The sequence below is a fragment of the Streptomyces sp. NPDC014870 genome (assembly GCF_043081505.1).
Lineage (GTDB): Bacteria > Actinomycetota > Actinomycetes > Streptomycetales > Streptomycetaceae > Streptomyces.
The window spans coordinates 666,672-677,389 of the sequence record NZ_JBIBWQ010000002.1 but is presented as its reverse complement, the minus strand read 5'-3'; the positions used below and the strand labels follow the sequence as shown (position 1 = coordinate 677,389).

General features: G+C 72.0%; 7 protein-coding genes. 2 read left to right on the top strand and 5 right to left on the bottom strand.

From position 1 onward, the window contains the following. Positions 1-139 precede the first annotated feature (139 nt). The 4 genes from ACF09C_RS07610 to ACF09C_RS07595 are packed head-to-tail and all read right to left on the bottom strand — an operon-like array spanning position 140 to position 4,794. Entirely contained in the window at positions 140-1,519 is a 1,380-nt protein-coding gene (locus ACF09C_RS07610; RefSeq protein WP_392089811.1) for a GH1 family beta-glucosidase, read from the bottom strand. Positions 1,520-1,575: 56 nt separating this feature from the next. Next, the gene (locus ACF09C_RS07605) at positions 1,576-2,415 is read right to left on the bottom strand and encodes a carbohydrate ABC transporter permease (protein ID WP_392090291.1); all 840 of its coding nucleotides are present in this window, start codon (positions 2,413-2,415) and stop codon (positions 1,576-1,578) included. A 31-nt stretch (positions 2,416-2,446) separates the two neighbouring features. Continuing rightward, positions 2,447-3,460 (bottom strand): carbohydrate ABC transporter permease, encoded by a 1,014-nt coding sequence (locus tag ACF09C_RS07600; RefSeq protein WP_392089809.1) that lies wholly within the window; start codon positions 3,458-3,460, stop codon positions 2,447-2,449. 17 nt (positions 3,461-3,477) lie between these two features. Next, the gene (locus ACF09C_RS07595) at positions 3,478-4,794 is read right to left on the bottom strand and encodes an extracellular solute-binding protein (RefSeq protein WP_392089807.1); all 1,317 of its coding nucleotides are present in this window, start codon (positions 4,792-4,794) and stop codon (positions 3,478-3,480) included. Positions 4,795-4,980: 186 nt separating this feature from the next. Here ACF09C_RS07595 and ACF09C_RS07590 point away from each other — a divergent pair, with 186 nt between their 5' ends. Beyond that, positions 4,981-6,294 carry an ROK family protein gene (locus ACF09C_RS07590; RefSeq protein ID WP_392089805.1) on the top strand — a complete coding sequence of 438 codons (1,314 nt, stop codon included), beginning with the start codon at positions 4,981-4,983 and terminating at the stop codon, positions 6,292-6,294. An 82-nt stretch (positions 6,295-6,376) separates the two neighbouring features. Here ACF09C_RS07590 and ACF09C_RS07585 read toward each other — a convergent pair whose 3' ends face one another. Then, positions 6,377-9,805, bottom strand: a complete 3,429-nt coding sequence (locus ACF09C_RS07585; RefSeq protein ID WP_392089803.1) for a CHAT domain-containing protein — start codon at positions 9,803-9,805, stop codon at positions 6,377-6,379. A 277-nt stretch (positions 9,806-10,082) separates the two neighbouring features. Here ACF09C_RS07585 and ACF09C_RS07580 point away from each other — a divergent pair, with 277 nt between their 5' ends. Then, positions 10,083-10,718 (top strand): hypothetical protein, encoded by a 636-nt coding sequence (locus ACF09C_RS07580; protein WP_392089801.1) that lies wholly within the window; start codon positions 10,083-10,085, stop codon positions 10,716-10,718.

The window sequence follows — 10,718 nt, the reverse complement described above, 5'->3', positions numbered from 1 at the left end:
CCCCGCCCCCGCCCCGGGGGGCCGCCCCCCCCGAGGGGGGGCACGGGCCTCCCCCACCCCCGCCCCGGCCGCCGCCCGGGGGGGGGGCCCCCCCCCCCGGGGGGGGCCCCCACCCCGAGCTCCTGGAACAGCCTCCCGGTCAGACGCTCCGCCCCCGGTGCTCGCGGATGATGTCCGCGTAGCGCCGCCCGCTCCCCTTCACCGTCCGCCGCTGCGTGGCGTAGTCGACGTGGACGAGGCCGAAGCGCTTGTCGTAGCCGTAGGCCCACTCGAAGTTGTCGAGCAGGGACCACGCGTAGTAGCCGACGAGCGGCGCGCCCTTGCGCAGCGCGCGGGCGCAGGCGGCCAGGTGCTCCTCCAGGTAGGCGGTGCGCTCGGGGTCGTCGACCGTGCCGTCGGGGCCGACGTGGTCGGGGAAGGCGGAGCCGTTCTCGGTCACGTACAGCCGACGGGCGCCGTACTCGTCGGTGAGCCGCATCAGGAGCGCTTCGAGGCCGCCGCCGTCGATCTGCCAGTCCATGCCGGTGCGGGGGACGTCCGGCAGACGTACCTCGCGGGCGTACGGGACGGGTCCGTCGGCGTCGTCGGCGACGGTGACGGGGAAGTAGTAGTTGACGCCGTGCCAGTCGAGCGGGGCGGCGATCGTGTCGAGGTCGCCCGGCCGTTCGGGCAGCTCGACGCCGTAGAGCTCGCGCAGGTCCGCGGGGAAGCCCCGGCCGTACACGGGGTCGAGCCACCAGCGGTTGGTGTGGCCGTCCATGCGGGTGGCGGCGGCGATGTCCTCGGGCCGGGTGGAGGCGGGCGCCACGGTCGAGTGGTTGGTGACGATGCCGACCTCGGCGGCGGGGGCGGCGGCGCGGAGTGCCTGCGCGGCGAGGCCGTGGCCGAGGAGCAGGTGGTAGGAGGCCCGGACGGCGGCGGTGAGGTCGGTCAGGCCGGGTGCCATGCGCCCTTCGAGGTGGCCGATCCAGGCAGAGCAGAGCGGCTCGTTGAGGGTGGCCCACTGGGTGACACGGTCGCCGAGGCGGCCGGCGACGATCTCGGCGTACCGGGCGAAGTGCTCGGCGGTCTCCCGCTCGGCCCAGCCGCCCCGGTCCTGCAGGGCCTGCGGCAGGTCCCAGTGGTAGAGGGTGACCGAGGGGGTGATCCCGGCATCGAGCAGGCCGTCGACGAGCCGGTCGTAGAAGTCGAGGCCCGGCGCGTTGAGGGGGCCGTCGCCACTCGGCAGGACGCGGGGCCAGGCGATCGAGAGCCGGTAGGCGTCGACGCCGAGGCGGCGCATCAGGGCGATGTCCTCGGGCCAGCGGTGGTAGTGGTCGCAGGCGATGTCGCCGTGGTCGTCGTTGTCGACGGCGCCCGGGGCGTGGGAGAAGGTGTCCCAGATGGAGGGGCCCCTGCCGTCCTCGGCCACGGCGCCCTCGATCTGGTAGGCGGAGGTCGCGGTGCCCCAGGAGAAGCCGGCGGGGAAGGCGCCCAGGTCGAGCGCCGAGGGCGTGCGGGCGTCGGTGGGTTCGGACACGGGGGACCTCTCAGAGATCGTCGGGAAGATCGGCGGGAACTCGGAGTACGGGGCCGTCACTTGACCGCACCCGCGGTGAGACCGGCGACGAGGTAGCGCTGGAGCAGCAGGAAGCCGGCGACGACGGGGACGCTCACGACGAGGGAGGCCGCCATGACCTGGTTCCAGTACACGTCGTTCTGGGTGGCGTAGCCCTGGAGGCCGACGGCGAGGGTGCGGGTGGTGTCGTTGGTCATCACCGAGGCGAACAGGACCTCGCCCCAGGCGGTCATGAACGCGTAGACGGCGACGGCGACGATGCCCGGGATCGCCGCGGGGACGATCACCCGGAACAGGGCGCCGAGCGGGCCGCAGCCGTCAACCTTGGCCGCCTCGTCCAGATCGCGCGGGATCGAGTCGAAGTAGCCGATCAGCATCCAGATGGAGAACGGCAGCAAGAAGGTGAGGTACGTCAGGATCAGCCCGCCCCGCGAGCCGAAGAGGGCGATCCCGGTGGCGTTGCCGATGTTGACGTAGATGAGGAACAGCGGCAGCAGGAAGAGGATGCCGGGGAACATCTGGGTGGAGAGCACGGTCACGGTGAAGACCCGCTTGCCCCGGAAGCCGTACCGGCTGACCGCGTACGCCGCGAAGACGGCGACGACCACGGAGCAGACGGTCGCGGCTCCGGCCACGACGAGGGAGTTCACGAAGTAGTCGGCCAGCGGGACGGTCTGCCAGATGTCGAGGTACGGCCGGAAGGTGAGCCCGCTGGGGATCCACTGGAACTTCTCCGAGACGTCCTCCAGCGGCTTCAGGGAGCTGGAGACCATCACGTACACCGGCAGCAGGACGAAGCCGGTGAGGAGGGTGAGGAAGATCCGCCGGGTCCAGAGGAACGAGCGGGGCGCGGCCATCGGGGAGCGCGGTGTGCGCCGCGCGGCGGGTTCAGACATCGCCGGTCTTCCTTCCTCGGCCGGTGAGCACCAGGTAGACGCCCGTTACAAGGAGCAGGAAGAGCAGCAGCAGGACGGACATCGCCGAGCCGGTGCCGAAGTTCCAGGTCTGGAACGAGGACTGGTAGATGTGGAGGGAGATCAGGTCGGCGGCCTCGGGAGCCGCCTTGCCGAAGAGCACGAACGGTGTGTTGAAGTCGTTGAAGGTCCACAGGAACAGGACGAGGACGAGGATCTGGTTGACCGGTCGCAGCGAGGCCAGGGTGATGTGTCTGATCTGCTTCCACACTCCGGCGCCGTCCAGCGCGGCGGCCTCGTACAGCTCGCGCGGGATGTTCTGCAGGCCGGCCATGACGATGAGGAAGGCGAACGGCCAGCCCTTCCAGACGGAGACGACGAGCAGCGCCCAGAAGCTGTTGTCGCCGATGAGCCAGAAGGCGGGGCTCTCGCCGATGCCGAGCTGGTCGTGCAGGACGTGGTTGATCAGCCCGTTGTCGCGCTGGAACATGAACGCCCAGGTGATGACGGCGGCGTAGACGGGCAGCGCGTACGGCACGAGGAAGAGCGCGCGCAGCAGGCCGCGGCCGCGGAAGGACTCCTGCAGGAAGACGGCGGCGGCGGTGCCGAGCAGCCAGCACAGGCCCACGGACGCGACGGTGAACAGGCAGGTGGTCACGAAGGACTTCAGCAGCGCCTGCCCGACGGGGGCGTCGAAGTCGATGGAGAGCGTGTAGTTGTCGAGGCCGGCCCAGGGCGCGTCGCCCCAGTTCCGGATGGTGAACTGGGTGAGCTCCTTGAAGCTCATGGCGATGCCGATGACCATCGGCACGAGGTGGACGAGGAGTTCGAGGGCGAGGGCGGGCAGGAGCAGCAGGTACGGCAGTGAGACGCGGCGCAGCCGTCCGGAGCGGCGGCGCGGTGGGCGCGCCTCTCCGGACGGGGTCTTCCGCACGCCGAGCCGTGCCGTCCGCCGTCCCTCCTGGCTCGTGGTGACGGTGGAGGTCATCAGGGTTCCGTCCGCGGCTACTTCTTGGGCATCTGCTGCTGGGCCTTTTCGAGGGCGGCCTTCACGGACTCGGTGGTGACGGGCCGGCCGGCCGCGGCGTCGGCGAACAGCTCCTTGACCGCGGTGCCGACGACGGTCTCGAACTGGGACTCCTCGGGAACCTGCGGCAGGGCGGAGGCGCTGGTGGCGAGGGTGTCGCGGATGACCTTGAGCGACGGGGTGTCGAAGGCGGGGTCCGCCTGTGCGCCCTTGACCGGCGGGACGGAGCCGTAGGCCTGGTTGAGGGTCTTCTGCTCGGCGTCGCTGGTCAGGAACTTCACGAACTTGGTGGCGCCGTCGAGGTTCTTGGTGTTCTTGAAGACGGCCAGGTTGATGCCGGCGACCATGGAGTTGACGGAGGTGCCCTGGCCGGGCGTGCCGGAGGGGACCGGCGCGGGGGCCACGCCCCACTCGTCCTCGGTCATGCCCTGGGAGGCGAAGGTCTGCGAGGGGGTCTGCCACAGGACCATGGCCGTCTTGTCCTTGGCGAAGTCGCTGAGCGACTGGTTCTGCGCGTACTCCGCGTTGCCGGGCGCGACGATCTTCTGGGCGGCCATGAGGTCGACGTACTGCTTGACGGCGGCGACGGCCCCGTCGGAGGTGAAGTCGGCCTTGCCGTCGGCGGTGAAGAAGTCGGCCCCGTGCTGCTTGCCCAGGACGAAGACCTGGTGGATGTTGTTGGAGAGGTTGGAGCCCTCGACTCCGATGGCCCACTTGCCGTCCTTGCTCAGCCGCTTGCCGGTGGCGGTGAGCTCGTCCCAGGTCGCCGGGGGCTTCTCGATGCCGGCGTCCTTGAACATCTTCTTGTTGTAGTAGAGCGCGTAGGCCATCGAGTAGAGCGGGACGGCGGCCGGGTCCTGGCCGGGGGCGCCGGTGGAGCCGAGCGCGGACTCGACGAAGCGGTCCTTGCCGCCGATCTTCGCGAAGGCCGCGTCGTCCCAGGGCAGCAGGGCGCCGGTGGACTGGAGCGACGCGCTCCAGGTGTTGCCTATGTTGAGGACGTCGGGGCCCTGGCCGGAGGTGGTGGCGGTGAGGATCCGGTTGAGCAGGTCGGACCAGGGCACGACCTCCAGCTTCACCTTGATGCCCGTCTCCTGCTCGAACTTGTCGAGTTCGGGCTGCAGGACCTTCTTGTCGACCTCGATGCTGGAGCCCTGGTTGGAGGCCCAGTACGTGAGCGTCTTCGGCTGGGAGTCACCGCCGGAACCGTCGGAGGTGCCGCCTCCGCAGGCGGCGGCGGTGAGGACGAGGGAGAGAGTGACGGCACCGGTGACCGCGGCTCTGATTCTGCGCATGGCTCCTCAAGGCCCTTTCGGGAGGTGACGGAGTCCGGGGTGGCACGCGGGGCTGCGCGACGTCCCACGCCCGCCCCGCACCCTCCCGGCTTAATTTAGGACGTGAGTTAAATGCCGAGAGAAGGTCGCGTCAAGGGCCCCGGCAGGGGTATCTTGCGATCAGGTACTTCAGGAAGTGGGGGCAGAGTGCGAGCGAAGAGCAGCCGTACGGTGCGTGACCTGCGGCGGGAGAACCGCACCGCCGTCTTGCGGCGACTGTATTTCGACGGGCCGCAGAGCCGTCTCGCGCTCGGTCCCGCGACGGGCCTGAGCTCGGGCTCGGTCAGCAACGTGGTCGGCGAACTGCTGGCCGAGGGTCTGGTGGAGGAGGCCGGCAGCGTCGACTCCGCGGGCGGCCGCCCGCGGACCCTGCTGCGCGTCCGCCCCGGCAGCGGCTGCATGATCGGCGTCGACGTCGGCGAGACCCGGATCCGGGTGGAGCTCTTCGACCTCGCCCTCACCGAACTCGCCCGTGTGGAGCGCCCCCTGTCCGCCGAAGGACCGGGCCCGCACGGCCGGTACGAGGTCTCCATCGTGGTCGGGCACGTCCGCGACGGCATCGCCGAGGTGCTCCGCGCGGCGGACGTGCCCGCGGAGCGGCTGCTCGGCGTCGGCGTCGGTGTCCCCGGCATCGTCGCGCACACGCCCGAGGACGGTGCGGTGGTGCACGGCCAGACCACCGGCTGGGACGCCGTCCCGCTGGAGCGGCTGCTCCGGGAGACGGGCGCGGTGCCCGCGAGCGTGCCGTACCTCATCGACAACGGTTCCAAGACGCTCGGCCAGGCCGAGATGTGGTTCGGCGCGGGGCGCGGGGCGACCGACGCCGTGGTCGTGCTCTTCGGCTCGGGTGTCGGCGCGTGCGTGATCGGCGAGGGCACGGAGTCGGGCCGGGCGATCGAGTGGGGCCATCTGACGGTACGGGTCAGGGGGCGCCGCTGCCGCTGCGGTTCCCAGGGCTGCCTGGAGGCGTACGCGGGCGCGGAGGCGCTCCTGGAGCGCTGGCGGGAGGCGGGCGGGCGTCCACCGACGGGGGCCGACGAGGAGACCGCGCTGACCGCGATGCTGGCCGCCGCCTACCCGCCGGACGGCTCGGCCGCGGAGCCCGACGCGACGGCGCTCGCCGTCCTCGAGGAGACCGCCGAGTACCTGGGCGCGGGCTTCGCCGACCTGATCAACCTCTTCCAGCCCGAGCGCATCCTCGTCGGCGGCTGGGCGGGCCTCCAGCTCGGCAACCGCTTCCTGGAGACGGTCAAGCCCCACGCGGCCGCCTTCGCCCTGCGCTACCCGGCCGAGCGGACCCGCATCGAACTGGGCACCCTGGGCCCGGACGCGGTCACGGTGGGCGCGGCGATCCTCCCCCTCGAAGCCTTCTTCACCCGAGGCGGCCGCCACACCGACCCCACCCCCGAGGACCCGATCCCCACCTGGCAACCGGCTCTCCAGCACCGGGTGGGGTCCTGACCGACGGGCGGATCAGCGTGCCGATCCGTGTGCCGATCCGTGTGCCCGACGGTCACCCGTCGGGCACGTGACCGTCGGCCGGTCACGCGTCGGTGCACCGGCACCTGCGCACCGTGACCGACGGCCCCGGATGGCCCTGGTGGATGAAGGCGGCCCAGGCCGCCGGGCGGTGCAACTCCGGTCCGACGCCCTCCAGTTCTTCGAGCAGTTCGGCGCTGAGCGATCCCGGGTTCTGCCGCTCCGGGTCGAGCATCCACCGCTGCGCGCCCTGGAGCGCGTCGGCGGGGGTCAGCCCCTCGACCGCCACGTAGTGGTGGAAGACGGCCATCATCAGCGCCGCGGCCGAGTCCTGGGTCGCCCAACGAGACCCCACGACGTCCCTCGCGCCGCTCGCCACGAAGGCGGTCGTCAGCGTGAGCGCCTCGTCGTGGTCCCGCTTGCTCAGGTCCGTCTCGCAGGCACTGAGCACGACCAACGGCCCGTCCGTGGCCTCCTGTTCGCCCGCCGGGCGGTCGAGCAGCCGCGCGACGGTCAGCAGCCCCGCGGTCCCCCGCCCCGGCGCTCCGCCCTCCTCCGGCGCCAGGCGCAGGGCCGACGCGGTCGGGCTGGTGCCGGCCGAGCCGTGGCACGCCACGTGGAGCACGGAGGGACCGGCGGCGAGCGCGGCAAGGACGTCGTCCGGAGTGCCGACCGCCACCGGGTCGACGGGCGGTTCGTAGAACTCTCCGTACAGCCGGGCCTTCGGATACAGGGACTGCTGGAGCGCCGTGACCTCCAGTTCCACGAACGGCAGGGTCATGGTCGGGTCGGCCACCATGACGGGTGCGGCCCTCGGAGCTCGCCGGGCCCGCCGTACGGTGTCCAGGAATTGACGTCCGGACGCCGCGTAGCTGACCACGACGATCTCGCAGACGTAGTCGTGGGGCGCCTCGGCGGGCAGGCGTCCGGCGTGCCAGGGGATGATCCCGAGGCGGCCGCAGGGCACGAGCACGATCCTGGGCGGACCAGGGCGGTCCTTGCGCCGGTCCTCATTGGCGGCGAGGCGCTCCGCGATCCCGGTCATGACCGGGATGATCACCGCCTGCGTCGACCAGTCGCAGAGCTCGGAGAGCGCCTCCTCCCAGGCCTGTTCGGCCTCGGGATCACCGAGACGCTCCTGGTGGGCGGCCGTGGCGTCGAGATAGCGCTCCAGGGGGCCGCTTTCCTCCGTCGAGAGGAGAGGGAGCGCCCGTACCCCCGTGCCCATGTCAGGGCCCAGGACGACCGCGAGGCCGGGCGTGGCGTCCTCCCCGGCGAGCAGGTAGACCAGCGCGTCCGCGTCGGCCTCGGCAAGACCGGCCTTGAGGTCGTCGACCGTGGGCGTACGGAACAGGGCACCACCCGGCTCCCGGTCGCCCAGGGTCTTCAGGGCACGGCGGCGCAGGGAACTGGACAGTTCCCTGGTGACGAAGCCCGGCACCGCGCCGCTCGGGATTCCCGGTCCGGCCGGCACTCCCGATCCGTTGCGCACCAACCCGCCCGCGCCACGGTCCGCCGCTCGCCATTCCTCCGCGAGGTCGTGGTGTCCACGGGATTCCAGCAGGTCCGGTACGGCCCGTGAGGTGGACGCCGCCTGCAGCACCAGAGCCCGGCCCAGTTCCAGCGCGGCGACCGCATCCTCGACCCGGCCCTCGGCGGCGGCCCACCGGGCGGCCCGCACCCCGCGGTCGATCCCGAACCGGGCGGCCAACAGGCCGTGGTCGGGCCCCTCCTGAAGGACCACGTCGGCGGCGAGCGCCTGAAGTGACTCCAGGGCCGTGTCGGTGGCGGCGACCCGGTCCGCCGGGTCCGCGGTGCGGCCCAGGCGGAGACGGTAGTTCTCGGCGAGCTGCCACAGCGCGGGAAAGCCGAGCTGCGGCGACCCGCCCCGCCGGATGTCGTCGCGGACCTGTTCCAGTTCCGCGATCGCAGCCTCCAGATCGGACGGGTCCCGAGTGGTGGAGTACCGGAGGGTCGCCGTGAGCGCGGCGGCATACCGCGTGCCCGTCGAGGCGTTCGGACCGGGCGCCACGGGGTTGGGCATCAGCTCCGGATCCTCCAAGAGAACGGCGCGCGAGGCCTGGAAGGCTTCGCGGAGGGAGACGAACTGATCCGCGGGAAGTCCGACGTCCGCCGCGAGCGCGGCCTCGACGGCCGCCTCCTGCTGTGCCAGACCGCGCACGATCATCTCGGTGTCGCCGGTACGCTCGCCGACCGACCTGACGCCAGACCCGTGGGCGAGCTGCACCAGCCAGCGGAAGGGATGCGCGGGGGGCGTGGCGCGTTCGAGTGAGTCCAGTTCGCCCACCAGTCGCATGTGCTCCTCGTCGTCCTCGGCCTCCTCCTCCGCCTGGAGTCGCATGAGCAGTTCGCCTGCGCGGACCGCGACCGTGATGTGCTCCACCCCGGCATCGTCCGCCGCCCATCTCGCGAAGTGCTCGCCGATGGCGGCCGTGTGGTGGCGCGCATCTCCGCTGTCGGCCCGGCTGCCACCCAGGGGCCCCGCCAGCTGGAGAACCATGCGCATGAGGCTCTCGATCTCGGAAGCCCGTTCATGCCCGGCCGGCAGGCTGTCGTGCTGAGCGCCCAGCCGCTGGAGCAGCCGGTCGAGGTCCCTGGGATCACCGGTGCGCATGGCTTCCTGCAGTCCCATCAAGGAGGCGAGCCACGCGCCGGCGACGGTGGTCTCGGCTTCGTCGTCGACCTGGGGAGCGACGGACGCCGACGGCTCGGCGTCGGGCCGGGGAGCGAAAGCCGGTCGCGCCTCCGGGTCCGGGACGCGGGTACCCCGGCCAGGAACGGGGCCAGGACCGGATTGCAGCAGGCCCAGCAGAGTCCGCAACTGGTCACCCATCGGGAAGTCGGGAGGCAGCATGGCGAGGAGCTCCTCGGGGTCGGAGAAGTCGCTCCCCGACATGTACGCCAGGACGTCCTGCATGCGTCCCAGCTGGTCCCGCAGCTCCTCCGGCACCGGCAGCCGCTGGATCTCGGCGGCCAGTCCCGCGATCCTCGCCGCCTCGGCCCCGGCCTCCGCCGACGCACCCGGCCGCATCAGGTGGTCGAGCAGCTGCCAGACGTCTCCCTGCGGGCCGGCCGGGCCGCCCGCCCCCGCCGGCGCCTCGGCCAGCAGCAGAAACATCGCCGCCCACTGCCGCTCCTCCTCCGTCGTCCGCTCCCCGGCGGCCGTGGTCGCATCCCGCGCCTCGTTCAGCAGACGCCGGGCCTCAGCCTGGTCGTCCGGCCCACCGTGCCCCGTGGCGTGCCGCATGGCGTGCAGGCCACCCAGGACGAGCGTGATCTTGCCGAGCAGGAACCGGTCGTGGTCCAGGAGACCCCGCAGCTGCCGGAGTTCGAGGGTCAGGCCCTCGAACTCCTCAGCCGGGACCGAGCCGCTCTCCCTCCCCAGGCTGATCAGCCGAGCCCCCCGCTCGCTCGCGTCGACCGCCCAGGCCCGCAGGGCCCGGACACCGCCGCTGTCCTCGTCTCCCGCCATGTCTCCACGCCCCCGTCCGTCACGGTGGAACCCGTCCCGTCGTACCGCGGCCCATGATGACCACAGCACGGCCTGCGCAGCATCCGATGGCCGGTCAACTCCCGCTCATTGCCCGGAATTCGACCTGCGCGCCCCCGTACCACCCACCCTCCCCCACCGTTCCCGGCGCCGGTGGTCGGCAACAGGGCGAAGGGCGGGCGATCTCCGGTTCCGCTCTTCACCCGGCGCACCCGTCGGTGCTTCGCTGGCAGCACGGGGGAACGAGGAGGGAGACAGCGTGGACATCGGCGTGCTGACCGCTCTGCTGGTGGCTGTCGTCGGCGTCGCCGGGACGCTGATGTCCGCGCTGTTGACCCAGCGGGCGGCCGACCGCAGTCGGCAGCGCGAGCTGGAACGGGTCGGCGAGGCATGGGACCGGCGCGCCGAGGCGCGGGAGCTGTGGTCGTGCTACGTGGCGCTCAACACCTCCGGTCGGCACTATCTGGCGGCGCTCACCGACCTGGTGTACGCGCTGGAGCGGGAGGCGGAGCTGCCCTCGGTACGCACGCGGCTCACCGCCGCGCGCGACCGCCATCGGCAGGTGTACGCGGAGGCCCAGATGCGGCTTCCGGACCGGGTGCTCGACCACGCCGGTGTCGTCAGCCATGGTCTCGGCGCGGTCTACGGCATGGTCCGACGCCTGGACGACGGGCTGCCGCGGCCCGGGGACTCGTCGGCTGCGGCGCATCGGGCGGTCGAGGCCCTGTGGACCCAACTCCGGGAGATGCGGCGGGAGATGCGAGCCGATCTGGGGGTGCCCGGATCGGAGGAGGGGCGTCGGCGGGGAGAAGGAGGAGAAGCGGGGGAAGTCGGGGCGGCCTCCGCTCCGGATCGGCATAGTGGGATTGATCCAGAAGCTGTTGAGGGCCACTGA

Excerpts from the sequence above, each read along its gene's own strand:
- ACF09C_RS07605 (WP_392090291.1), bottom strand. The coding sequence starts at position 2,415 with ATGGCCGCGCCCCGCTCGTTCCTCTGGACCCGGCGGATCTTCCTCACC.
- ACF09C_RS07600 (WP_392089809.1), bottom strand. The coding sequence starts at position 3,460 with ATGACCTCCACCGTCACCACGAGCCAGGAGGGACGGCGGACGGCACGG.
- ACF09C_RS07595 (WP_392089807.1), bottom strand. The coding sequence starts at position 4,794 with ATGCGCAGAATCAGAGCCGCGGTCACCGGTGCCGTCACTCTCTCCCTC.
- ACF09C_RS07585 (WP_392089803.1), bottom strand. The coding sequence starts at position 9,805 with ATGGCGGGAGACGAGGACAGCGGCGGTGTCCGGGCCCTGCGGGCCTGG.